Here is a 25,882-nt window from a genome sequence, read left to right on the forward strand (position 1 = left end):
CCATCACTTTAAATTACTTTTTACTTTAATCATCTCACAATAAAAACTTGCATGCATTTTGCCGTTAGTATAAGATATTAATCAAATAATTAATATCTTAATTAAATGCGCCCTGTAATACTGTGTGGTGGTAGTGGCAGCAGACTTTGGCCTCTATCTAAGCCAAAGCAATTTCAGAAAATATTTAGTCAGAATACTATGTTTCACAACACTTTGTTGAGGCTAAAAGGCGATTATATGCCACCCATCATTACCACAAATATACAATATGAGTCATTATTGATGCAGGAATTACATGCATTGCAGGAATATAAAGTAGTTTTTGAACCAGTTAAAATTGGGACAGCGGCAGCAATACTAATTGCTGTGCTTCTCTGCGATAGGAACGAGACAATCTTAGTTCTGCCTTCAGACCATTTTATAGGTGATTTGAATAGTTTTTATGTTTCTATTGAGAAAGCGTCTAAGCTAGCCTCTGAAACTGACTCTATAGTCACTTTTGGGATAAAGCCTCATGAATTCAATTCGGAATACGGCTATATAAATGCAGTATATGGTCAGAAAGGGAAATATCACATAGTAAAGAGCTTTATAGAAAAGCCTGAATATGAGCTGGACAATAATCATTATTGGAACTCTGGAATATTTGTGTTTAGAGCAAAACGCTATATAGATGAGATAAAAAAAATTGCTCCGACTCTCTATAATTTATGTTGTGAAAGTATGAAGCATTTTGTACCACGAGAGAGATTTCTGTATTTAGAACAGCAAAATTGTGCAGGAATGGGTGATACATCTATTGATCACCTAGTGATAGAAAAAGCAGAAAATATTGCAATGGTAGAAGCTAATTTTGATTGGATGGATATTGGTACTTGGAGTTCAGTTTTAGAACTGAGTAAGAGATTTAGTGAGAATTTAGTTTCATTTCAGCATGTAGCAAAAGGAAGAGAGCCAGTTTTGATGACAGAAAATGATGAAAAGATTTTATTAGGTAGAGTTTATAAACGGCAAAATAAGAGCCTAATGTTGTTCATTAATAAAGTTAAAGAAGCAAAGCCAACAAGGAAAGAGATTAAGCCATGGGGATTTTATAGTGTGATTTTAATGGGTAAGGATTTTCTTATAAAATACCTTTTTATAAATCCACTGAGCTGCACTTCTAAGCAATTTCACCACTATAGAGATGAGTACCATATAATACTATCAGGGGTTGGATGCGTGAGTTTAGATGACAAAACATATGCTATAACAAAAAATCATGTAGTAGAGATTCCAAGGAAGGTGTTTCATAAAATTGAGAATAAAAGTACAAGATTTCCTCTTGAGATAGTTGAGTTTCAGGTAGGAAAGTTTTTATCTGATAATGATATAGTAAGATCGGACGATATATATGGAAGGTCTTAATATAGAATATTGAATATATTCTATAAGCTTGCTAAATTTAGACAACCTAATTTGAGGTAAAGGAAAAATTACAGTTATATGAAGCATAAAAAGTATGATATTTAAATCTTAGTATAATGTCTATTGCCTTTGAATTTACTATGGCTATTCGCTATTTGCGAGCAAAGAATTCTAGATTTTGCTCTATAATGGCCTTGTTTTCTATTATTGGTATTGCTCTTGGAGTTGCAACGCTAATAGTAGTAATGTCTGTAATGAATGGGTTCAGAGCAAAGCTGCTCGACTCTGTACTTGGCATTAATGGCCATATTAATGTTTACTTTGATAGAAGCATAAATTCAGATTACCACGCAGTGTTAAAATCTATTGAGAAAATCCCAGGTGTATTAAAAGCTACTTCTATGACCAATGATCAAGTAATCGTTGCAGCAAATGGTGGAATTGCAGGTAGTGTAGTTCGTGGTGTATCAGCTAAAGACTTATTTAATAACACTACCGTTACAAATAATGTGATTGTGGGTAATGTGGAAAAATTCGATGAAGGAGTAATAATAGGGGCACGATTGGCAGAAGCCTTGAATATTGATTATGGTGATAATATTATACTTGTATCTCCTGAAGGATTTGATGTATTGCTTGATGAAATGCCAAGAATGAAAGAATATAAAGTTGTAGCAATATTTGATATGGGTATGTTTGAGTACGATAATACCTTGATGTATATGCCCATGAAATCAGCTCAGGCTTTTTTTAATTATAAAGATAGTGTGAGAAATATAGAAGTGTTCATAGACGATATTGCTGCGGCTAATAAGCTAGCAAATGCTATAGTAGAAGAAACAGGAATGAAAGCTGAAAGTTGGCAATCTCAGCAAAGCCATTATGTTAATGCTTTAAAAACTGAAAGAAATGTGATGTTTTTAATTCTTACTTTGATTATAGTTGTGGCAGCATTCAATATTGTTTCAAGTTTGATGATGATAGTGCAAGAAAAGAAATCCGCAATTGCAATTATGCGTACGTTTGGTGCAACAAGTGGAAGCATTATGCGCATATTTTGTGCTTGTGGGCTATTAATTGGTTTTACAGGAACTTGTCTTGGCTCTGTTATAGGAGTTATTTTTTCTCTCAACATTGAAAATATTAGAGTGTTTTTAGAAAACATTACCAACATCAAGCTATTTGATCCTATGATATACTTTTTTTCAAGTTTGCCAGTGATATTAGTTTCTCAAGATGTAGTGAACATTTCTGCACTTGCATTGTTCTTGTCATTTTTAGCAACAATTCCTCCTGCATTGCAGGCAGCTGCACAAGACCCAGCGGAGATATTACGTTATGAATGATACTCGAAAAAAATGCATAGGTTGGTTCTTAATTATATTCTTATTTGTTAGCCATATTGCAATAAATAACATAATATTTTTCAAAATAAATCAGCAAGAAAGTGAAAATAGTATAAATGGTTTAACGGAAAAGATGGATGAACTTAGAGTATTGCTTGAAGTGAATCAATCTAGGGTAGAGAAAAGGATATTTGACTTAAAGAGAAATCTGCACACTCAATGTGAGCAAGGTGATGGTAGTTTAAGGCATAAGAACCTCGCAAAGTTGCTGCTACTTGTGATTAAGATGAAGAATTCGTTATTGCGAGAAGCCAAGTTTGATAATCATATAAATTCAATAAAGCCTTTGATATCAGAGCTTGACGATCCAGAGATAGAAAATGCAGTAAATGAATTGGAAAATTTGAAAGAGGTAGATACTTTACGCGGGTTGAAATTGTCTTTTGAGAAGAACATGACTGTTATTAACTACAATAAAAGTAACTTGTTTAAAAAAATCATTTCAAATTGGATAAAGATAGATGATCGTAGTGATCCACTCAGGTTAAAGCTTGCGGAAATTGAAGAATTAATAAGCGATAATGATTGGCAGAGCATAGCCACCGCAATAAGTGACTTAACATACCCAGAATTCAAACCATGGCTTAATAAATTGAATGATTTTATTGTAGCTTTCAAGAATACTTCAATAATATATCGTCACTTATTACAATACATCTCATGATTTATTTTATAATTTTTGCTTTTTCGTTTTTATTTGGCATATGGATCAAGGTAAGTGGTGAAGTAATAAAATTGGAATTAGGCAATTACACTATAAGTATTGATCTATATTTCGTTATTCTTGCTTGCGTAGTCTTATTATTTTTATTGATTGCAGTTGCACGTTTTTGTTCTTCTATTTCATCAACATTTGCTAACATAAAAAATAGAAGAAGAAGTAGGGAAGAATTGCTTCTCTTTGAAGCTTTCTTTAGCTTAGACTTAGGTAATATAGAGAACACCAATAAGCTAATTAAAAATCTAAATGAAGAAAGTGATAAATTATCTTTAGTAAAGCTCTTTAATTCAGGTAAAACGGGAAATTACAGCTTTTTCAGCCATAATTTAACGAGTATTGCAAGTAAAAATCGCAACTTAGCTCTACTTCTGATAAATAAACTGATTATTCACCTAAAGCAAGAAAGGTTAGTCTTTCAAAAATTTATAGAATATTGCTCTAGTTCAATTAATGATAAAATTTTGTCTATTCCCTTTCAAATAGAGCATTGTATATTGCAAGAAGATTGGATAAATGCAATTTCAAAGTTAAAGGAAGCTATCAAATTCAATATTTTTCTTCCCTTTGATCGTAAAAAGATGTTAGCGGTTTTTTATTGCGCTTTAGCAAAGCAATACGAAAGTAAAGGAAGTTTTTACAAAGCTATAGATTATTTAGCTAAAGCACAAAGTTATTATGCAACTTTTCAGCCCATCAATTATTTAAAGGCAGAATTATATATCAAGCTTGAAAAAATCAGAAAAGCTTCCACAGTATTAGAGGAAGAGTATAGAGTAAATCCTACTCCTCAATCAGCTAGAATGTATATCAAGTTAAATAATAAAGGCGCTGAAAGACTATATAACTTACGCCCTGATTATTATTTTAGTTATTGCTTGCTTGCTTTGTCTTCAATTAGCTTAGGGAAATATGATCTTGCAAGTCAGCATTTAGATATTGCTATGAAAAAAGCTAATTACATATCAATCTACCTTGTTATGGTACAGCTCAAGATTATGTTGCAAGAGTATGATCAAGCAATTTATTGGTTAAACAGGATGGACTCAGAAGCTGTGCCTGATCCAGGTTGGAAATGTGCTGATTGTAATAAAGAGCTAAAGCAATGGGATTATAAGTGCTCAAGTTGCAATAGTCTTAATTGTATTTACCTTATATTATAAGACTCCATAAGGTGTGATACTTTTACATCGAGATTGCTTTAATATAATCTTTATCTCAAAACAGTAAATCTGTGAGTTTCTTAGTTAGGTTTGACTCCAATGTCAAAAAAACTTGTTTTTAGACATTACCAGTTATATATTTTAATAAATTAGAATTATATACAAAATGAAGAGCTTAAAGGAATTATCCTTAAGAATTAAAAATATTAAGTCTGTGCAGAAAACCACGAAAATAATGCAAATGGTTTCTGCAGCAAAATTATTACAAAGCCAAAAGAAATTATCAAATTCAAAATTGCATATATCTAAGCTGCATAGCATTATTTCTTCACTAGCGCTATCAGCGGATCAAGAGTTACTAGCAAGAATTCTAAATATCAATAATGAAGATTCTTTCCTAGTATTTATTATTGCATCTGATCGTGGTTTATGTGGCAGCTTTAACTCCTCTGTTGTTAAATTCAGTCAGGAGCATATAAACAAATTAATTGCAAATGATAAGAAAGTAGAAATTGTTTTTTTTGGTAAGAAAGCTTTTGAGACAGGCAAAAATAGATTTAATTCTAAAAATATCTTGAAGGTTGAAAATAGTAAGGGAATCACACTAAAGCGTGTGGAAGCCTTGGTTAGTGATATAGATCTAAGTAAATACAATAAAGTTAAGGTTTTTTACAGTAAATTCTATAATACCTTCATGCAAAAGCCAATATTAGAAACAATAAAACCATGGAGTAAAGACTCATTATTAATTGATAATTCTGTAGTTAGTCCTCTAACAGATTACAGCTATGAGTATGAACCACAAAATATTGAGTTTATTTTAAAATCTTTGACTCAAGATTATGTTACAGCTGCTCTTTATTCTGCTTTACTTGAAAGTGCAGCAAGTGAAAATAGTGCTAGGATGGTTGCTATGGAATCAGCAAACAGAAATACAAAAGAAATGCTAAATAAACTAGCATTACTTTATAATCGTTCTCGTCAAGCAGCAATTACAACTGATTTGATTGAAGTTATAGGTGGTGCAGAATCTTTATAGAAACTCAAGGAATGAAAAATGAATATATTAAATATTGTAGCAGATATCACTAAACTAATAAAAAAGCAGAATCAAGACGCAGAAGTTACAATATATGAAACTAATAAGACCTCGGTTTCTCAGCGTCTATCAAAAATTGAACAAATATCACAATCTAGAAACTGTACTGTCGGAATTAGAGCTATAGCAGGTAAGAACAAAGCTGCGTATATTTCCACAAACGATTTGAATAATCTTAGTAGTGCAGTGAGCCAAGTGGTGGAAATGGCAAAGAATGCCCAGGAAGATCCTTATATTAGTTTTGCTGTAGATGGCAGTAATTATATCTCTTCTGCAGATTTAAATATCTCAGATAATAATGTTGTAACAATTGATAAATTAAAAGAAATTACTGAAGCTACAGAAAATTCAGCTCTTGCACATAAAAATATTATTAATTCCGAAGGAGCTTCATCTTCACATACTTCAGTAAATACAGTATTATCAACCGTTTCTGGTTTTGTTGGTTCATTTAGTAAGTCAACTTTTGTTAATCAGGTTTCTGTTGTTGCTGGAGAAAAGAGTGAAATGAAAATAGGCTACGATTACGATGTAGCATGCAACTTCAGTGATTTAAAAACACCGGAGTCAATAGGGAAAGGAGCAGCAAAAAGAGCAATAGATCAATTGGGTTCATGTACAATCAGGACAGGCAAATTTCCGGTTGTTTTTGAAAAAAGAGCAGCAAAAGAGCTAGTAAAGAGCTTTGCTTCTGCCATAAATGGTAGCAATATTGTAAATAATAGCTCTTTTTTGAGAAATAGTTTAAATAATCAAATTTTTAATACTGAGATTAGCATTATTGATGACCCATTGTTACCAAGGGGTATAACATCAAGACCGTTTGACGGGGAAGGAATAATGAGCAGAAGAAATGAATTTGTAAAAAATGGAGTACTGCAAAACTGGATTTTAGATCTATATTCGGCTAGGAAATTAAACTTGGAAACGACCGCAAATGCAACTCGTGCAAGTAATGCTGCAATTATTCCTTCAGCTAGTAATTTCTATTTCAAAAATGGTAATAGATCGTTTAAGGAATTAATTGACGAAGTAAAAGAAGGAATATATGTAACTGATTTATTTGGTTTTGGTGTTAATTTAATCAATGGCGATTATAGTCAAGGTGCATGCGGATTTTTTATAGAAAATGGTAAAATAACGTATCCAATACACGAGATTACTGTTGCCGACAATTTGAAAAATATGTTTAGCAATTTAGTTGTTGCAAATGACCTAACTTTCTGTGGGCAGTTTAATTCACCAACGATTAAAGTTAGCGAAATGACAGTAGCAGGTTCACTTAGTGATTAAAAATTTTAGTTGCATTAAGTACAATAATTGTGTACTATTACTATGTAATGTTAAGAATAGACTATGGAGTATAGAAGTTTAGTTGCAGTAACTAAGCTTAAAGCATTCTAAATCGTAATTTCAAAGTTTTTCATCACATTAATAATATTAGTTAGTAGTTTAGGAGTTATCCATATGGAATTTGGTAATATAAAATGGTTTAATGTTGAAAAAGGCTATGGTTTCATCAAGCCAGAAGGTAAAGGTGAGGACGTTTTTTTACATGTTAGTACATTAGAACGTTCAGGAATAAGACCTGATGCACTTCGAGGAGAGGATAAAAAGGGAGGAATGAAAGGGGAAAGAGTAAGTTATGAGCTTAAAGAAGAGCGTGGTAGGAACGGAGAAAATAAAAAGTCTGCAATAAATTTAAGATTGGAAGATTAGTCTATCGTGAAGCTTTTTAATAGGGTAATGTATTGTGAGTAATTTTCATGAAATGGGGCTTCCAACTTTGCTTAGGCAAGCTCTAAGTAAAAATAATCTTTGTGTTCCAACCCCGATTCAGGTGCAAGCGATTCCTCTAGCTCTTCAGGGCAAAGATATTCTTGGGTCTGCTCAAACGGGAACTGGAAAAACCTTAGCGTTTGCTATTCCACTGGTTGCTAAATTGATGAATGAGCCAAGCATTGGTTCAGCTTTAGTCATCGTGCCAACCAGAGAGCTTGCTCATCAGGTAACAAGTGAGATAAGAAAACTCTTATCTCAAAGTTCTTTACTAAGAGTTGCTTTGTTGATCGGAGGCGAGCCTATTTTTAGGCAGCTAAATCAGCTTCAGAAAAAACCACAAATTATAATAGGTACTCCTGGTCGTATTATAGACCATATTGAGCGTAAAACTTTAGTTACTCGGAATGTTGGTATTCTTGTGCTTGATGAGACGGATCGTATGTTTGATATGGGCTTTGGAATTCAGATTGAAGAAATTATGAAGCATTTGCCTAAAATAAGGCAAAATCTTATGTTTTCTGCAACTCTTCCTGGAGAAATAGTAAAACTTACTGAAAAATATCTTAATCAACCAGAGCGTGTTTCTGTTGATTGCCAGGCTACAACTTCTGTAAAAATTAAACAAGAAGTTGTTTATGCATCAGAATCAGAAAAATATGGCAAGCTTGTTACACAATTATGTCAGCGCAAAGGATCGATCATTATTTTTGTTAAAACAAAGCGAGGAGCGGATCAGCTAGCTGACAAATTGCACAAAGATGACTATAGCGCTTTGGCAATTCATGGTGATTTAAGGCAGCACAAGCGTGAAAGAGTCATTGATTCTTTTCGTCGTGGCCGCAATCAAATCATGGTTGCAACAGATGTTGCTTCTCGCGGCCTTGATATTCCGCACATTCAACATGTTATCAATTATGATGTACCACAATCGCAAGCTGATTATGTTCATCGTATAGGTAGAACTGCACGTGCGGGAGCTGAAGGATTTGCATTATCTTTTGTTACACCTCAAGATAAGAGAAGACTGCCTGCACTAGCAGATAAAGAAGGAGAGCCAAATTTTGATTGTAGTATGCAATCTCAAAAACGTAACAGCAAAAAGATCTTTAAAAGGCCAAGTACGTTAAAGGCTAAATACGGTAGAAAAAAGATCAATGTATTTAAGAAGAAAAGCAGAGTACTAGAAAAAGCGTATTAATGTACTTAACTATTCTTCTATTCTTTAAAAGCTCCAGTAAACTTGCTGCAAAGTGAAGTGATTGGAGGATGGTAGAAAGAATATATAGCTAGCCCAAATTAGATTTACCTACAATTTGATAATCTTAATTCTGCTGCTTATAACGTTTTGAGATTATCACAACGGTATAATGTTAGGCTGTGTGGACTATAATCTGTAGCTTAATTCAATTTGGCTACAACGAGCTGCTAGATTTCAGTTTTTTTAATAATTGTGTGCTACTAATTATATATAAATTTACACTTTTAAAGAGAATAGATGATTTCTAAAAATTTAGAGGCAAGTTTAAATAGAGCGTTACAGATTGCTTCTGATTGTAAGCTTAAATATGCAAAAGTGGAACATTTGTTGCTAGCATTAACCAAAGATGTGGATGTAAATTATGTTTTATCAAGATGTAACATCAGAGCTGGTGAAATCATAAATATAGATAATATTATATTAAGGAATGATCGTGGTAATAATACAAAAGGTTTTTTACAAGACAACTCCGAATTAACTGTCAATAAAGTTGAGCCTGATGTGCTATTTCAACGCATAATACATAAAGCCATGATACGAGCTCATCGTCTGGGAAGAAAAGAAATAAATGGAGCAAGTATTCTATTAGAGATTCTGTCTGAGCAAGATTTATATATTGAAGAGCTATTACGCAAACAGAATGCAAAGGATTCTAATTTGATTTATAACATATCCAATATAAAATATTCAGGTGATATAGAAGAATATGTAACTAATCGCAAGATAAAACTTGATAAGAATAACGATATCTCTACTGTAGCAAATAAAGGTGAATTATTAAAAGATGAAGAAGTTCTACAAAATTATTGTAGAAATTTAAATGATTATGCAAGAAGCAAAAAAATAGATTATGTCATTGGTCGTGATTATGAATTAAATCGCACTATAGAAATCTTGCTAAGACGCAGAAAAAATAACCCTTTATATGTCGGAGAACCAGGTGTTGGTAAAACAACAATAGTTGAAGGCTTGGTATTGAAAATTATTGAAGGTAGTGTTCCGAGTGCACTGAGATCCAGCATAATTTATGCTTTGGATTTAGGATCACTTCTTGCAGGAACACGCTATAGAGGTGACTTCGAAGAGAGAATAAAATCTATAATAAAAGTAATTGAGGCAAAACCTGGCGCTATTCTTTTCATTGATGAAATACACACTATTATTGGAGCAGGTTCAACAAGTGGCAGCTTTCTTGATGCTGGCAATCTGCTCAAACCTGCACTTGCAAGAGGTGCGTTGCGTTGTATAGGTGCAACTACATATAGAGAATATAGCAATAGCTTTGAAAAGGATAAAGCATTAGCAAGGAGGTTTCAAAAAATTAATGTAAAAGAGTCTTCTATTAATGATACAGTAAAGATACTAGATGGTATAAAGCATTACTATGAAAGGTATCATGGGGTATATTACACGAAACATGCCATTAAATCTGCAGCTGAACTTTCACACAAGTATATTACTGGGCGAATATTACCTGATAAAGCAGTTGATGTTATAGATGAAGCAGGGGCGTATTGTAAGTTACAAAAAAACAGGCGAAAAATTATAAACAGTAGAGATATTAAGAATACTATCACTAGGATTACAAACGTACCTTGCGAGCTTGATGATGTGCAAAGAGTAAAATCTTTGAAAGAAAATCTCAAGAAAGCCATTTTTGGTCAAGAGCAAGCGATAGAGTCTCTTGTTAATTCTATTAAAATTGCTAAATCTGGTCTGAGAAGTTACAGTAAACCCTTGGCAAATTATCTTTTTGCAGGACCAACTGGCGTAGGTAAGACTGAGCTTGCAAAGAAATTAGCACAGAATATGGGTATGAACCTTATACGATTTGATATGTCCGAGTATATGGAACCTCACACAATATCTAGAATGATTGGTTCCCCTCCTGGATATGTGGGTTACGACCAAGGTGGATTGCTTACAGAATCTGTATCTAACAATCAATATAGTGTGGTACTTCTTGATGAAATTGAGAAAGCTCATAGTGATATTTACAATATATTACTACAAGTCATGGATTATGGTTATGTTACAGATACTTACGGGCGTAAAGTTAATTTTTCCAATACAATTTTAATTATGACAACCAATGCAGGTGCATTTGAGCGTAGCAAAAGTTCTATTGGCTTTGGGTATAAGGACTTTAATATTGGTGATAGCGAAAAAGCAGTAGAACGGATTTTTAGCCCTGAATTTCGTAATCGCTTGGATGCAGTCATTTCTTTTTCTGACCTCAATTTAGATGTCATTTTGTATATTGTGGATAAATTTGTTCAAGAATTGAAAAAGCAACTTATGCAAAAGGGCATAAGTTGCTCAGTCGAAGAGGAAGTAAAGTTTTATCTTGCACAAACTGGCTACAGCAAAGAAATGGGAGCACGTCCGATAGAGAGGTTGATTGAAAAAGAGATAAAAAGTCATTTGGCTGAAGAAATGCTGAATCGTCAATTAATCAAAGGAAAGAAATTAAGGATTTATATGGATAAACAAGAAATTGCTTTTGATATAGTTTAAATTCTTGCTTGAGTATTAAATTTGTAGTATAGTCACTATTAATCAAAGGAAAGAAATTAAGGATTTATATGGATAAACAAGAAATTGCTTTTGATATAGTTTAAATTCTTGCTTGAGTATTAAATTTGTAGTATAGTCACTATTTTTTAATGAGGCTATAGTGGCAAGTTTAACCAGAAATCAATATTACAGTAATCAAGATTTACAGAACTTATTTTCAAGGCTGGGAATAAAAGCAGAAGAAGTAATAAGCCAGGAGTTTGATGATGTACTTAAGTTAGTTGAGCGGCACTTTAGAAGAGCTTCATTAAAATGTCACCCTGATAAAGTAGTAGGAGAGAAAGAGAAAAAAATAGCTGAAGAAAAGTTTAAAAAACTTAGTGCAGATAAAGATAAGCTAGAGAAATATCTTAACGACTTAAAAGCAGCTGGCATATCTATAACATTACAGCGAGAAGTGCAGGAAAAACAAAGGAGAATCAATGAGATTCTATTGCGTAGAGAGAAAGCTGTGAATAGAGCATGTTTATTTTTTATATTAGCAAATGTGGTACTTGGTCCGTCGCCTCAAGTCAAATATTGCTTATCACAACTTGCTAACAGTGGCAAAGTGCAAAATATTGCTTATAAATTTTATGCATTCAGCATCGGAGTTTGGCCATGGTTATTTATTATATCCTTTTGTAGTATTATCTATGCAGCAAGTAAACAAAGAGGCTCACAAGAAGGAAATATGGATAGATTCAACCGAAGGTTTAATTTACTTATTGCTGCTGATAATTATGTGATATGTATTGCAGTAGCGTTTGCTGTGTGCAGTTTAGCATCGGAAATTGCACAAAATGGCTGGCCTGTTCAATATGGAACAATGCTGATAGTTAATTTGGCATTGGATTTATTATTGATTGCTTTACTTAGAATTTTTACGAAAGCTTCTGAATTATATAGTGAGCACTGCATCCAGCGTTTATACGAAGAAGATGCAGAATTTAGCTACAAGGAAAAGTTTGCATGGTATGACTATAAATTAGTGCTTATGTCGCTCATTCTTCCTATTGTTAAAATGTATTTTGAAGATTTAATTCAAGAAAAACCACAACAGCACACCACCGATCCTAAAGTTACACCTTTAAATATAGGTGTAGGAGCAAGAGTATAAAAAGGTCTTTGCTTCAACTATAGTTTTTGCTACACTTTAAGTAAATTTGAAGATATTAATGAGTGAAGAAGTAAAACAAATCCTAAGTTATTACGAAAGTGAAAATCCTGGAGTAAAAGCAAATCTTGCTCGTATTCTTATGCATGGAAAACTTAGTGGAATTGGCAAGTTAGTAATTCTTCCTGTAGATCAAGGATTTGAGCATGGGCCAATAAAAAGTTTTGAAGTTAATCCTGATGCTTACGATCCGCATTATCATTTTCAGCTTGCAGTTGATTCGGGAGTAAGCGCGTACGCTGCTCCGCTTGGTATGATCGAAGCTGGTGCTTCAACTTATGCTGGAATGCTACCACTTATTTTGAAGCTTAATAGTGCTAACTCCTTGCACTCGAAAAACTTAACTTCTGATCAAGCAATAACTGCTTCTGTAAAAGATGCGCTACGTTTGGGTTGCGTAGCTGTTGGGTTTACTATATATCCTGGTTCTGCTAAGTGCTTCGATATGATGGAAGAAGCTCGCGAAATTATAGCTGAGGCTAAGTCTTGCGGCCTTGCCGTAGTGCTATGGTCTTATCCACGCGGTGAAGGAATTTCCAAAGAAGGTGAAACAGCAGTTGATGTTATTGCCTATGCTGCGCATATAGCGGCTTTGCTCGGTGCCAACATAATAAAAGTAAAACTTCCAACCAATCATCTGGAAAGAGAAAAAATAGAAAATATTGAATCATTATCTAAAAGAATTGAATATGTTAAAAGATCTTGTTTTGCAGGGAAAAGAATAGTAGTTTTTTCTGGTGGCGAGTCAAAATCAGTGAATGACATATGCAATGAAGCGAAAGAAATTAAGCAAGGCGGTGGTAATGGTTCAATTATCGGGCGTAACACTTTTCAAAGAAAAAAAGAGGATGCTTTATCTATGCTAAAAGATATAATGGATATCTATGCATAAAAAACGGCTGGGTGGCAGAATGGCTTATGCGGAGGACTGCAAATCCTTTTATACCGGTTCAATTCCGGTCCCGGCCTCTTACTCCAATTAGATCGTTTTTTCTTCTGAAATTTTAACAAGAAGTGTGGCTTTTAATGAAATATTTAAAAAAATAAGATACTATATTCAAAATATAAGCAGTAAAATGCCAAAGAGATTAACAGAAGTTTTATTATTGATTGGTTTGCCCTTCTTGCTTACCAGTTGCACTTTTCACTATTTATTAAAGAGCTCGTATACTCATCTTGCACCAGAAAAGTACCCTTCATCCAACAAACAGCCGGTTTACGTCGGTACAGCTTACAGTGCACAGACTATATATAATGCGTTATTTAATGACTTTCTGTTAATAGGTAAGTCATCATTCACAGCCAAACATGGGCGTGCTAGTCAATATGTTAACTATGGAAGAGAAGTTGGAGCAGATGTGATAATCGTATCATTTCAAAATATGCAAAAGGATAAAGAGCATTTTAGCATCACAGAAAAACTATTATGGGACACAAGCTTAACAACATTTCATACAAGGACCATTATAAACTTTGATCAGGACGTACTCTTTCTAAAAAAGGTAGGTGATGCAAAAGCTCCATGGGAATATGTCAAAGGAGAGTTCAAGCTTCACGAAAAAGACGATACTGATCCATATCTAGGGAATTGGGTAGGGTATAGAATATGCAAGATTGCAATATCTTCTTCAGAAGATGAATACTTAGGATTTGTAAATGAAGATAATTGTAAAGAAAAATCTGGAATAAATAAGATGCTTGCTTGGAAAAATGGGGATGTAAGGTTGAGGATTAATAAACAATCAAAACAGGGATTTTATTTAAATCGAAATAAGATTCCTATACTAATAAAATCTCAAATTAACAAATTTGGCTACCTCGAATTAGTAGATAAAAATACTGATCAAGTTCTGGTTTCCCTTCAGAAAAATTAGTTTTTACTACTCATAGAAACTATATACTTACTATTTTGATAAACCTCAAGCTTTCTAAGTTATTCTTGTTGCATGGTAAAAAATAAACTAAAAATAAGCAAAGTGTTTTACAAAATGATATTACGTAATTTATTGTTTTTACTGCCGCCTGAAATTGCTCACTCCTTGGTAATAACGGCGTTAAAAAAGATGCCCTGTAGGAAACCTATAGAACTACCTAAGTCTTTAAATGTAAACTTTTTTGGTAATAAAATTAGGAGTCCTGTAGGTCTTGCTGCAGGTTTTGATAAAAATGCGGAAGTTGTAAAGCCGATGCTCTCATTTGGTTTTGGATTTATTGAGGCTGGTACTGTAACTAAACATCCCCAATATGGAAACAAGAAACCGAGAATTTTTCGATTAATTAAAGATGAAGGAATAATTAATAGATTGGGATTTAATAATAAAGGAATAGACTATCTTCTTAAACAGATCAGCGAAGCTAAGCTTGATGATTGCATTTTTGGCATCAATATAGGAAAAAACAGTACATCAAAGGATCAAATAAGCGATTATGTTGAGTTGCTAAAGATAGTATATGGAAAGAGCAATTATATAGTACTGAACATCTCATCTCCAAACACACCTAACTTGCGCAATTTGCACAATAAACAAGAATTATCCAAATTGTTGAAATCTATCACTCTAACCCGAAAATCAATCGATAGCTCTGAATCCATACCGATAATATTAAAAATTTCTCCAGATATAGATCAGCAAACAAAAGAAAATATCGCTGAGCTTACACTAGAATATAAAATTGACGGCTTAATAGTAAGCAACACTACGATAAGTCGAGATTCTTACTATAATGAGAGCGGTGGGTTGAGTGGCAGACCATTGTTTCAACTTTCAACTGAGTTATTGAGTGATATGTACAAGCTTACTAAGAGCAGAATTTTATTGATAGGATGTGGGGGAGTTTCAAGTGGTGTTGACGCATATGAAAAAATAAAGGCAGGAGCTTCTTTAGTCCAGCTATACACTGCTCTTGTATACCAGGGGCATCAAGTTGTGAACAAAATTAACCTGGAGCTTGCGGAACTAGTAAGAAGGGATGGATTTAGTAACGTTACTGAAGCGGTGGGTTGTATACATTAATTTTGGAAGTGGTGGTATTATTTTAATAAAATAAAACTAATTCTCTGGTATAAAGGTGGTAGAAAGCGTTTTTCTTTTGAATGATGAACATGAAAGTTTTGAACGATATAATATCTAAAGTTATTAATTATCAATTTACAGATCATGCAATATTAGAAGAGGCATTAACCCATCCAAGCGTAAATAAAAGGAATAGCGAAGACCAGATCGTAAGCTACGAAAGGCTAGAGTTTTTGGGCGATAGTATTTTGAACATGGTTGTATCTGCTATGCTGTTTAAAATGTTTCCTGAAGAAAAAGAAGGAGCATTGGCAAAAAGAAAAACGGATTTAGTTTGTGGTAGTACCATTGCTAATGTTGCTAAAGAAATAGAGTTAGGTAACTTTATTATCATGAATAATAGTGAACGTTGCAACGGAGGGAAATGTAACTTAAAAAATTTAGAAAATTCGCTTGAGGCACTAATAGGTGCAATTTATATTGACGGTGGACTTGAGAGTGTTGAAAAATTTATTATCCGACATTGGGAAAAGCTAGCTAAAGACATCCTCGATCCTCCTCAAGATCCTAAAACTTCACTGCAAGAGTGGACTCAGAAAAACAAATTACCTTTACCAGAGTATGAACTTGTAAAACAAACTGGACCAGCACACAATCCTGAGTTTACTATATCAATTTTCATAGAGAATTATGGCAAAGTTTCTGCATGCGCTTCTAGTAAGAAAATTGCTGAACAAAAAGCTGCTGAGTTGATCCTAGAAAAAATTAAAAAAACGACTTAGTTTAATCAAAATAGCTGTTAGCATAAATTTAAAGTAAGCTAAGCTCTTTAGTTCAGCTTACATATTTTTTTATCTCAGCCAGAATCTTATCAGATTGACTTTCATCTGAATTTAAATCAGCTACAAAGTGTGTGACATATTTTCCTTCAGGGCTAATAAGGTATATCATTGAAGAATGGTTAATTTCCTCTTCTCCATCTACTTTACTTGCATATACTTTATACTTTGCAACTACTTCATCTATTTTTTGTCTTTCACCAGTTAGCATTTGTATTCTATGGTCAAATTGCTGCTGAAATTCTTTAAGCCTTTCTGTGTTATCGCGCTCAGGATCAACTGTGATAAAAAATGTTTGTAGCTTATTGTCAGTTTTCTTATCTAACTTTGCAAGTGTTTCTGAAATTATGCCGAGATTCATAGGGCAAATTCTTTTGCATGAGGAAAATCCGAAAAAAATCATCATATACTTATTTTTAAAATCACTACTGCGTACTATTTGTCCGTCTTGATTGATCAAAGAAAAATCTCCACCTACCTTAATTTCTGTATTTTGTGAAACAAATATGCCTTGCTTGGTAAAATAACAATAACCTAAGAAGATAGCTGCTACTGTTATTAGCAAACTAGACAATAACCTTATAAACTTTATCATTAAAGCGTTTCCAATAAAGTTAAATCATATATTGATTAGTTGATTGATTCAATATATTCCTTCCAAAGTGGGTTGTTAATTTTATCTAACAATTTCTTATGCTCATCAATTTCTTTAATACTTGGTGAATGTTCTCTGCGAGCTAAATTACGCACTTTATGCTGAATAAACGTAGAGTTATTGTCCTGAGCACATTCATTATTAAATAAAAAGGTTTGCAATCCTCCTGTAAGCTCAACATAGACCTTTGCAAGCAATTGAGCATCAACTAATGCTCCGTGTAACTCTCTACCTTCTAGCGATATATCAAAACGCTTGCATAATGCATTTAAAGAAGCAGGTGATCCTACAAACTTTTTTCTTGCAAGTGGTAATGTATCTAGCACTCTATCTGAGGAAATTAACCCGGCATTCAACTTGTTTAACTCCATATTAAGGAACTTAATATCAAACTCAGCATTATGAATTACCAAGATGTCATTAGATATGAAGTCAAGAAATTCAAGTGCAACATCTGAAAATAGTGGCTTATCTTCCAAAAACTCCTCACTAATACCATGAATCTTAAATGAGTGGTAAGGTATATCTCTCTCTGGATTAAGATATCGATGAAATGTTTTACCTGTTGGAATACGGTTAATTAGTTCTACACATCCTATCTCAATAATTCGATGGCCAGACTCAGTGTCAAGACCTGTAGTTTCAGTATCAAGTACTATTTCTCGTAGCCTACTTTCCATCGGTGTAACTAATCTTACTTGTCATTTGCTGTTAAATTTTTATCGGTACTTGCCTTCTTGTAGTTAATGGAAACAAGCAACCAGGTTGGATCTGATGAATTAATATTTTTTTTGAATTGCCATACATCCTCAACTTTGTTAATAGTAGACATACTACCTGATATGATATCTCCTTCATTATTCTTAACGAAGTTAATTTGCTCTGAAAGGAAATATACTGCAATAAATATTACGTTTTTTACTAGCTTTATTTCTAAGATCTTTTGTGAAACGATAGAAACAATTATAGACTCGTGTATCTCTTTACGATGCTTAATCTTATCCACAAAGCTGTTATACAAATCTTTGTCCAGAAGGGATTTTAATTGAGGTAAATTCCCTTGGTTAAAATATTTAATTATTAATTCAAAAGCTATGCTTGAACCTTCTATAAAATTGGAAATAGAGAACTCTCTGTTTTTTTGTAATATTTGTTTATAAGTAGCTTCTATTGAACTTTTGTCGTTGCTATAAATATAATCTTCGATATTTTCTACCACATCCTCTTTACTTTGACTTGCATCCAATACAACTGTTAGCTTTTTTAGGTTGAGACTGGCTGATCTTCCTAAAGAATTGTATAAGCGTGAAAAAATAAACGCCGCTAGTAAAGCATATATTACAAGCTCTATCATGGTAACTTAACCCCTTGGTATATAAAGTATCTAAATATTATTAATTATTGATAAAAATATGTTTTGCATATTAGCCTATAGTTAGGTTTGCTATTCGTTTATAAATGAATATATTATATAAGAAAGTATTAAATATCTCAACTTAATTAAAGGAGAAGTAAGAAATGTTACAACACAAAATGAAAATTCATGGTCAGTATGTCAAAGATCTTTCGTTTGAGAATCCAAATTCGCCATTCCTTCCTTCTAGTAAAGCTCTCGATATTAATGTAACGGTTAATATTAATTCAGCAAAATTAGAAGGAACGGAAAGCAAAGAAGGAATAAATGAAGAAAAACCTTTTCATGAAATTACTTTGCATATAGAAGTCAAAGCGACGGTAAAAGATGAAGATATAAAAAATGGTATAGCTTTCATTTGTGAGATAAAGTATTGTGGTATTTTTTCAATAGAAAATTTGAAAGAGTTGAGTGAAGAGGAAGTAAGACAAGCTTTGTTTATTGGCGGGCCTACTTTTCTTTTTCCTTTTGCAAGAGAAGTAATTGCAAGAACTACAAGTAGTGGTGGGTTTCCTCCACTTATGCTAGATCCTATAGATTTTGAAACTATGTATCAGCAGCAAAGTCAACAACAAAAAAGTAGCGCTAGTAATTCCAATTTTAACGAATACAGGATGAACAATTCTTTAAATGCAAAGACGACTTTAAATATTGATGGAAGGTTATATAACTACTTTAACCTAAGTAACGCTGGTAAATTCTTAGGAGTAAATTTAACCAAATTGCCTTGTTCACTCAAGGTATTGCTTGAAAATTTATTGCGCAACGAAGATGGAGTAAGCGTTAAATTAGATGACATAAAGATATTAGCAAATTGCGTCAAGAAACACATTAATCACGAAATTAGCTACAAGCCAGCAAGGGTTTTGATGCAGGATTTCACAGGAGTTCCTGCTGTCGTTGACTTAGCTTCAATGCGTAATTATGTGAAGAAAAACGGAGGTAACCCAAGCAAAATAAATCCATCTGTAACTGTTGATCTTGTGATCGATCACTCTGTTCAAGTAGATAGTTATGGAAGCACTTCCGCATTCAGTAAAAATGTTGAGCTAGAAGTAAAAAGAAATTTGGAGAGATATCAATTTTTAAAGTGGGGAGAGTCGTCCTTCACAAATTTTAGAGTAGTACCACCAGGTACTGGAATTTGCCATCAAGTAAACCTTGAGTATTTAGCGCAAGTTGTGTGTAATAATGATGGGGTCATATATCCTGACACTTTAGTTGGTACTGACAGTCACACTACAATGATTAACGGGTTATCAGTCCTTGGTTGGGGTGTTGGAGGCATAGAAGCTGAGTCTGTGATGCTTGGTCAACCAATTAGTATGGTGATTCCAGAAGTAGTTGGATTTAAATTAATTGGCAGACTACCGGAAGGAGTAACTGCGACTGATTTAGTGCTGACGGTTACCAGTATCCTAAGAACAAAAGGTGTTGTTGGTAAATTTGTAGAATTTTATGGTGATGGTTTAGATTATTTATCTCTAGCAGACAGGGCCACTATAGCTAACATGGCCCCAGAGTATGGTGCAACTTGTGGGTTTTTTCCAATTGATCAGAAAACACTCGATTATTTACATTTAACAGGGCGACCAGAAGAGCTGATCAAATTAGTTGAAGTCTATTCAAAAGAGCAGGGATTGTGGCGTAGCAGTAATGAGTTAGCATTTTTTGACACACTAGAGCTTGATTTATCAAGCGTAAAGCCAGTGATGGCTGGTCCTAAAAGAACACAGGATAAGATTTTCCTTTCAGAAGTAGCGGAATCTTTTTCTACATCTTTTCCTATTAATGAGACAAACAGACCTCCGTTGGAACCTATCTATGGCGATCAGCTCCAGAGTGGCAGCGTAGTGATTGCAGCAATAACAAGCTGCACTAACACCTCAAATCCAAGTGTGATGATTGCTGCAGGTCTTGTAGCTCGTAATGCAATTAAACTTGGATTAAAATCAAAGCCTTGGGTTAAAACTTCTCTTGCTCCAGGGTCACAAGTTGTGACAGAATATTTAGAAAAGTCTGGATTACAGGTAGATCTAAATGCTTTGGGTTTTAATCTAGTTGGATATGGCTGCACAACTTGCATTGGAAATTCTGGTCCACTTAATAAGGATATAGAGGATGATATAAAAAACAAAAACTTAACTGTTGCTGCAGTTTTGTCTGGCAATCGTAACTTTGAAGGAAGAATTCATCCGTTAGTCAAAGCTAATTACTTGGCATCTCCGCCACTTATTGTTGCATATGCACTTGCAGGCACTGTGCAAATTGATTTGACAAAAGATTCAATATGCAAAGATAAGAATGGAAATGATGTCTATCTCAAAGATATATGGCCAACAAATAATGAAGTTGAGAGCTGTGTTAAAAGTGTTGTGACGCGTGAAATGTTCATACAAAAGTATAAGGATGTTTTTTCTGGTGATGAGCATTGGCAAAAGATAAAGTGTGAGAAAGGTGAAATCTATGATTGGGACACGAAAAGCACTTATATACAAAACCCTCCCTATTTTGATAATTTATCGACTAAGAACAATGGAAGCAACATAGTTGATATAAAGAATGCGCAAATACTAGCGATGTTTGGCGATAGCGTCACTACCGACCACATTTCCCCTGCTGGAAATATTGCCTCAAATAGTCCTGCAGGCATATATTTAAAAGGTCTTGGAGTTGAACCGCAAGATTTCAATTCATATGGATCTCGCCGCGGTAACCACAACGTAATGATGCGTGGAACCTTTGCTAATATCAGAATAAGAAATAAAATGGTGAGCGCTGAGGGTGGCTATACAAAACATATTCCTTCTCAAGAAACTATGTCAATTTTTGATGCAGCAATGCAATATAAAAGAGAAGCTGTTCCATTAGTTGTCATTGCAGGAAAAGAATATGGTACAGGTTCAAGTAGGGATTGGGCAGCAAAGGGTACTGCATTACTGGGAATTAAAGCTGTGATTGCAGAAAGTTTTGAACGCATACATAGGTCCAACTTGGTCGGCATGGGTGTTCTTCCACTTATATTCCAAAATGGAATAACCAGAAAGATATTTGATGGTAGTGAGATAATAAGCATAAAAGGTGAAATAGTATCAAATGGAAATCTAGAATGTATCATTAAAAGACAGGATAATTCAAAGCAATCAATACAACTCAAATGCTGTGTACAAACCGCAACTGAGATTAAATACTTAATGAGTGGTGGAGTGTTAAGCTACATACTTCTTTCGACTTAGTAAAAGTAAGTACTAGACTTCTTTTAGCTCCAGCCCTGGTCCTTTTAAATAATGATTTGTTCTATGCGAAGTTATGATATAATTTTACCTTACATATAGTAAAGGTGTTTTATAGATAATTATGATTAGCTCTATACAAGAACCTAATGAACTCAGAAAACGTTTACAAGGATTTTATCGTACTGATGAAAAAAGCTGTGTACGTTATCTTGTAGAAAAAGTAGAACTTTCGGTTGATTCGAAAAACAGAATTTACAATATTGCAAAACAAGTTATTGAAAAAATCAAACACAATAAATTAAGTATTGTAGATTCCTTTATGCAGCAATATTCGCTTTCCAATGATGAAGGAATAGCATTGATGTGCCTTGCTGAATCGCTACTTAGAATACCAGATGATTACACAATAGACGAATTGATCAAAGATAAAATTACCAACCAAGAATGGAATAAACACTTGGGGCGTTCCTCTTCATTGTTTGTTAATGCTTCCACATGGAGCTTGATGATAGGTAGCAGTATATTGAGAGATAATGAAGGCGATTCGAAGTTCTATTACGCAATTTCTAAGTTACTTAAGAATTTAGGAGAACCGATCATTCGCAAAGCAGTAAAACAAGCAATGTCTATGCTTGGTAATCATTTTGTTGTTGGAGAAACCATAGAAGAAGCTTTAAGATATGCAAAACTAGATGACAATAGTAAGTTTTTATACTCTTTTGATATGCTTGGCGAAGCTGCTCACACAGCTGAAGATGCAGAAGAGTGTTTTGATTCATACATGCACTCAATAAAAGCTATAGGTGCAACTACTGAAGTGAATGATTGTTTTAAATCCCATGGAATTTCAATAAAACTTTCTGCTTTGCACCCACGTTATGAATTTGGTCAATTTGACCGAATTGCTGGTGAGATATTTACTAGGGTTTTAGAGCTCTGTCGTGAAGCAAAAAAATACAACATTTCACTATGCATAGATGCAGAAGAATCAGAAAGACTTGAGATGTCATTAGTTTTATTCGAGCAACTGCGTCTTGATGAGTCACTTTCTCAGTGGGGAGGGCTTGGCTTGGCTGTACAAGCATATCAAAAACGTGCTTTATCTGTGCTTGATTTTGTTGAGGATGTTGCTATCCGATCAAAGCATAAAATTATGGTGAGGCTTGTGAAAGGTGCATATTGGGACTCAGAAATCAAGTGTGCACAAGAGCTAGGGTTAAGTGGTTATTCAATATTTACAAGAAAAAGCTATACTGATGTATGCTACCTTGCGTGTGCACAGAAGCTTTTAAGCAAAGTAAATCACTTTTACCCATGCTTTGGAACTCATAATGCCTATACTTTTGCTACTATAATAGAGCTTGCTGACAAAGATCATCCTGGATTTGAGTTTCAGCGTTTACACGGAATGGGTGAGGATTTATATGATTATGCAATGTCAGAACTTGCAACAAGCATCAGCTGTCGTATATATGCACCAATTGGTAAACGTAGTGATTTATTACCATATCTTGTTAAGCGTCTTCTTGAAAATGGAGCTAATAGTTCGTTCGTCAATCAAATAAATGATCCTAACGTTAAAATTGAAGAATTAGTCTCGGATCCATTAGAAAAAGCTAAAAGTTTAGAATATGAACCTCATCAAAACATTCCATTGCCACAAGATATTTTTGGAGAGGAAAGAAAAAACTCCTTGGGGATGGATATTAGTGATTCAATTACAGTTTCGCAATTTGCAAATGATATAAAAAAATTTAGTGAAAAGAAATGGCAAGTTGGGCCAATAATTGATGGAAAGGCACTACTTGATAGTGCTGAATTTATCGAAGTAGTAAATCCTGCACATTTGGAAAATGTAATTGGAGAAGTGTCAAGTACAACAAGCGCTCAGGCTTTAAATGCTCTTGAAATAGCACATAGTGCTTTTACTAAGTGGCAGAATATTTCAGCAGAAGAGCGCGCTAAATGCCTTGAAAAAGCTGCAGATTTGCTTGAGGAAAGGATGAAAGAGTTGGTTTACATTCTGATCTTGGAAGCAGGAAAAATTTTATCCGATGCAATAGCAGAAGTAAGAGAGGCAATCGACTTTTTGCGCTATTATGCAATGATAGCAAAAAACGAACTGAATGACTGGAAAAAATTGCCAGGTCCAACAGGTGAAGATAACTTCATCTTTTTTGAGGGCAGAGGAGTTTTCTTATGCATATCACCGTGGAATTTTCCACTTGCTATCTTCATTGGGCAGGTTTCAGCTGCACTTGTAGCAGGTAATGCAGTGCTGGCAAAACCGGCAGAGCAAACGCCGATTATTGCCTATGAAGCCGTTAAGATACTACACGAAGCTGGAATACCAAAAAATGTATTACATCTTGTTCCAGGAGATGGTCGATATTTAGGTAAAATATTAGTGCCAGATAATAGAATTTCCGGTGTAGCTTTTACCGGCTCAACACAGACCGCTCAAATAATTAATAGAATGCTTGCCAGCAGAGATGGTCCTATTGTGCCACTTATCGCTGAAACTGGTGGATTAAATGCTATGATTGTTGATAGTTCTGCTCTTTTAGAGCAGGTAACTAAGGATGTTTTAATTTCTGCATTTCGCAGTGGCGGTCAACGTTGTTCTGCTCTCAGAGTGCTATTTATTCAAGAAGATATAGCAGAAAAACAGATAAAAATGATATGCAATGCAGCTCAAGAACTAAAGATAGGTGACCCAATACAACTGAGCACAGATATTGGTCCAATAATTGACAAAGCATCTATTGATATGCTCACTAAACATACGGAAAAAATATCAAGGGATGAAGATTCAAACCTTTTGTCCAAGGTACCCATGGATACAAATTCTTATAATGGTTATTTCTTTCCTCCGTACATTTATGAGATACAAAAAATTTCGCAATTAAAGCAAGAAGTGTTTGGGCCTATTTTACATATCATACGTTTTAATAAGTCGCAGTTAAATGAAGTTATAAGTGATATAAACAATACAGGATATGGACTTACGTTTTCTTTGCAAAGCCGTGTACAAAGTAAGATCGATTTAATAAGCAAGAAAATATCAGTTGGAAATGTATACATCAATCGCAATCAAATAGGTGCAGCAGTTGGAATGCAACCATTTGGCGGTAGAGGACTGTCAGGTACCGGACCAAAAGCTGGTGGTCCTAATTATCTGCAACGTTTTTCTATAGAAAAGGTTGTAAGTGTCAACACTACAGCATGTGGCGGTAACATTACACTTGCGTGTTTGGATTGATTTGCAATTTCTAAATTGGAAGTCCGTGCAGTTGTGTATGCAGTACTAAAACCTAAAACTCATACACTGAAAGGATAGTTGTGATTCTAAGGAGGATTCAAAGAAAGTCTTGTCTTTAATAAAAGAAAAAGGTTGCTATAATTCTGATAAAAGCACTATAAACAAAATGAATGTAAAAAATATCTTATTAGCGTTTTTAGTACAATTTATATTCGATTTGTCATTATTTGCGGCTGATCCTATTTTGCTTAATTGTATTGAAACTCCAGGGATTTATGATCTTGAAACAAGGCCAAAAAGCTTTAACTCTTCAAATAATTTAAGAAGAAAACCTGGCTCTCCAAATAATGCAGCAGGAGAATTAATAAATGTAGTGGGTAGAGTTACTGATGTAAATTGCTTACCGATACAAAATGCTGTGGTTTCTATATGGCACGCAGACTCACTTGGCATGAGCTATTATGATGAAAATGTGGAGCTTGATCCAAATTTTGCTGGATCAGGAAGATTTGTAGTAAATAACCTTGGCTATTATAATTTTATTACAATAGTACCAGGTAAAATTGGTGATAGGGCTCCACACATCAACTTTTTGGTCCAACATCCAGATTTTCCAGAATTCACAACACAAATGTTTTTTGCTGATCATAATTGCGATAACTGTGATGATCTTCTTCTTGGTAATCTTATTGAGAGTGGACTTGCAAGCCTTCTGATAGCACCATTTACTTATAACAATCAGGCCATGAAGACCTACACATTTAATATAACCCTAGGTGGGCATAACAAATTTTCTGATAAAAGATAAAGCCCTTGCATATCAGGGGAGTTCATAGTAGTCTTAAGCGCTATTGTACTTAAAATGTATATGAAAAATATCTTACTAATGTTTTTAC

The 25,882-nt window shown here is 34.0% G+C and carries 20 protein-coding genes, 1 tRNA gene and 1 pseudogene; 19 read left to right on the forward strand and 3 right to left on the reverse strand.

Annotated features, from left to right (window positions below; all coding sequences use genetic code 11):
* Nucleotides 1-105 precede the first annotated feature (105 nt).
* The 15 genes from OOL01_RS01190 to rnc all read left to right on the forward strand — a co-directional run bounded on the left by OOL01_RS01190 (nucleotide 106) and on the right by rnc (nucleotide 16,362).
* Entirely contained in the window at nucleotides 106-1,407 is a 1,302-nt protein-coding gene (locus OOL01_RS01190) for a sugar phosphate nucleotidyltransferase (RefSeq protein ID WP_264686920.1), read from the forward strand.
* 116 nt (nucleotides 1,408-1,523) lie between these two features.
* Nucleotides 1,524-2,753: a lipoprotein-releasing ABC transporter permease subunit gene (locus OOL01_RS01195; protein ID WP_264686921.1), complete on the forward strand. Its 1,230-nt coding sequence runs from the start codon at nucleotides 1,524-1,526 to the stop codon at nucleotides 2,751-2,753.
* A complete protein-coding gene (locus OOL01_RS01200; RefSeq protein WP_264686922.1) occupies nucleotides 2,746-3,477 on the forward strand; it encodes a hypothetical protein in 732 nt (243 codons plus the stop codon). The genes OOL01_RS01195 and OOL01_RS01200 overlap by 8 nt, the downstream gene beginning before the upstream one ends.
* A complete protein-coding gene (locus tag OOL01_RS01205) occupies nucleotides 3,474-4,694 on the forward strand; it encodes a tetratricopeptide repeat protein (protein ID WP_010404310.1) in 1,221 nt (406 codons plus the stop codon). The genes OOL01_RS01200 and OOL01_RS01205 overlap by 4 nt, the downstream gene beginning before the upstream one ends.
* A gap of 166 nt (nucleotides 4,695-4,860) precedes the next feature.
* Nucleotides 4,861-5,733 carry an ATP synthase F1 subunit gamma gene (atpG, locus tag OOL01_RS01210; protein WP_264686923.1) on the forward strand — a complete coding sequence of 291 codons (873 nt, stop codon included), beginning with the start codon at nucleotides 4,861-4,863 and terminating at the stop codon, nucleotides 5,731-5,733.
* Nucleotides 5,734-5,751: 18 nt separating this feature from the next.
* Nucleotides 5,752-7,086, forward strand: coding sequence for a TldD/PmbA family protein (locus OOL01_RS01215; RefSeq protein ID WP_264686924.1), 1,335 nt, complete (start codon nucleotides 5,752-5,754; stop codon nucleotides 7,084-7,086).
* A 174-nt stretch (nucleotides 7,087-7,260) separates the two neighbouring features.
* Nucleotides 7,261-7,512: a cold-shock protein gene (locus OOL01_RS01220; protein WP_064085705.1), complete on the forward strand. Its 252-nt coding sequence runs from the start codon at nucleotides 7,261-7,263 to the stop codon at nucleotides 7,510-7,512.
* 34 nt (nucleotides 7,513-7,546) lie between these two features.
* Entirely contained in the window at nucleotides 7,547-8,773 is a 1,227-nt protein-coding gene (locus OOL01_RS01225) for a DEAD/DEAH box helicase (protein ID WP_010404320.1), read from the forward strand.
* 297 nt (nucleotides 8,774-9,070) lie between these two features.
* Nucleotides 9,071-11,350, forward strand: coding sequence for an AAA family ATPase (locus tag OOL01_RS01230; protein ID WP_064085706.1), 2,280 nt, complete (start codon nucleotides 9,071-9,073; stop codon nucleotides 11,348-11,350).
* Nucleotides 11,351-11,510: 160 nt separating this feature from the next.
* The gene (locus tag OOL01_RS01235) at nucleotides 11,511-12,509 is read left to right on the forward strand and encodes a molecular chaperone DnaJ (RefSeq protein ID WP_264686926.1); all 999 of its coding nucleotides are present in this window, start codon (nucleotides 11,511-11,513) and stop codon (nucleotides 12,507-12,509) included.
* Between the two features lie 58 nt (nucleotides 12,510-12,567).
* Nucleotides 12,568-13,458, forward strand: a complete 891-nt coding sequence (locus tag OOL01_RS01240; protein ID WP_264336825.1) for a class I fructose-bisphosphate aldolase — start codon at nucleotides 12,568-12,570, stop codon at nucleotides 13,456-13,458.
* Between the two features lie 5 nt (nucleotides 13,459-13,463).
* Nucleotides 13,464-13,535: transfer RNA gene (locus OOL01_RS01245), tRNA-Cys, on the forward strand.
* Nucleotides 13,536-13,642: 107 nt separating this feature from the next.
* Nucleotides 13,643-14,440, forward strand: a complete 798-nt coding sequence (locus OOL01_RS01250; RefSeq protein WP_006015735.1) for a hypothetical protein — start codon at nucleotides 13,643-13,645, stop codon at nucleotides 14,438-14,440.
* A gap of 72 nt (nucleotides 14,441-14,512) precedes the next feature.
* Entirely contained in the window at nucleotides 14,513-15,580 is a 1,068-nt protein-coding gene (locus OOL01_RS01255) for a quinone-dependent dihydroorotate dehydrogenase (protein ID WP_264377646.1), read from the forward strand.
* Nucleotides 15,581-15,669: 89 nt separating this feature from the next.
* Nucleotides 15,670-16,362 (forward strand): ribonuclease III, encoded by a 693-nt coding sequence (rnc, locus tag OOL01_RS01260; RefSeq protein WP_264687239.1) that lies wholly within the window; start codon nucleotides 15,670-15,672, stop codon nucleotides 16,360-16,362.
* 52 nt (nucleotides 16,363-16,414) lie between these two features.
* On the opposite strand, the gene OOL01_RS01265 is transcribed toward rnc, so the two are convergent.
* The 3 genes from OOL01_RS01265 to OOL01_RS01275 are packed head-to-tail and all read right to left on the reverse strand — an operon-like array spanning nucleotide 16,415 to nucleotide 18,428.
* Nucleotides 16,415-17,014 (reverse strand): SCO family protein, encoded by a 600-nt coding sequence (locus OOL01_RS01265; RefSeq protein ID WP_264686927.1) that lies wholly within the window; start codon nucleotides 17,012-17,014, stop codon nucleotides 16,415-16,417.
* A gap of 35 nt (nucleotides 17,015-17,049) precedes the next feature.
* Entirely contained in the window at nucleotides 17,050-17,754 is a 705-nt protein-coding gene (gene dnaQ / locus OOL01_RS01270) for a DNA polymerase III subunit epsilon (protein WP_010404360.1), read from the reverse strand.
* Nucleotides 17,755-17,768: 14 nt separating this feature from the next.
* Nucleotides 17,769-18,428 carry a Tim44/TimA family putative adaptor protein gene (locus OOL01_RS01275; RefSeq protein WP_010404363.1) on the reverse strand — a complete coding sequence of 220 codons (660 nt, stop codon included), beginning with the start codon at nucleotides 18,426-18,428 and terminating at the stop codon, nucleotides 17,769-17,771.
* A gap of 164 nt (nucleotides 18,429-18,592) precedes the next feature.
* Here OOL01_RS01275 and secB point away from each other — a divergent pair.
* The 4 genes and pseudogenes from secB to OOL01_RS01295 form a co-directional block, all read left to right on the forward strand.
* Nucleotides 18,593-19,093: pseudogene (gene secB, locus OOL01_RS01280) on the forward strand (protein-export chaperone SecB); the annotation flags it as partial.
* Between the two features lie 9 nt (nucleotides 19,094-19,102).
* Entirely contained in the window at nucleotides 19,103-21,724 is a 2,622-nt protein-coding gene (acnA, locus tag OOL01_RS01285) for an aconitate hydratase AcnA (protein WP_264687240.1), read from the forward strand.
* A 121-nt stretch (nucleotides 21,725-21,845) separates the two neighbouring features.
* Nucleotides 21,846-24,986: a bifunctional proline dehydrogenase/L-glutamate gamma-semialdehyde dehydrogenase PutA gene (gene putA, locus OOL01_RS01290; RefSeq protein WP_264686928.1), complete on the forward strand. Its 3,141-nt coding sequence runs from the start codon at nucleotides 21,846-21,848 to the stop codon at nucleotides 24,984-24,986.
* Nucleotides 24,987-25,152: 166 nt separating this feature from the next.
* Entirely contained in the window at nucleotides 25,153-25,794 is a 642-nt protein-coding gene (locus tag OOL01_RS01295) for a protocatechuate 3,4-dioxygenase (RefSeq protein WP_064085711.1), read from the forward strand.
* The last annotated feature ends 88 nt before the right edge of the window (nucleotides 25,795-25,882 follow it).

This window comes from Wolbachia endosymbiont (group B) of Rhopobota naevana, from assembly GCF_947250615.1.
Lineage (GTDB): Bacteria > Pseudomonadota > Alphaproteobacteria > Rickettsiales > Anaplasmataceae > Wolbachia.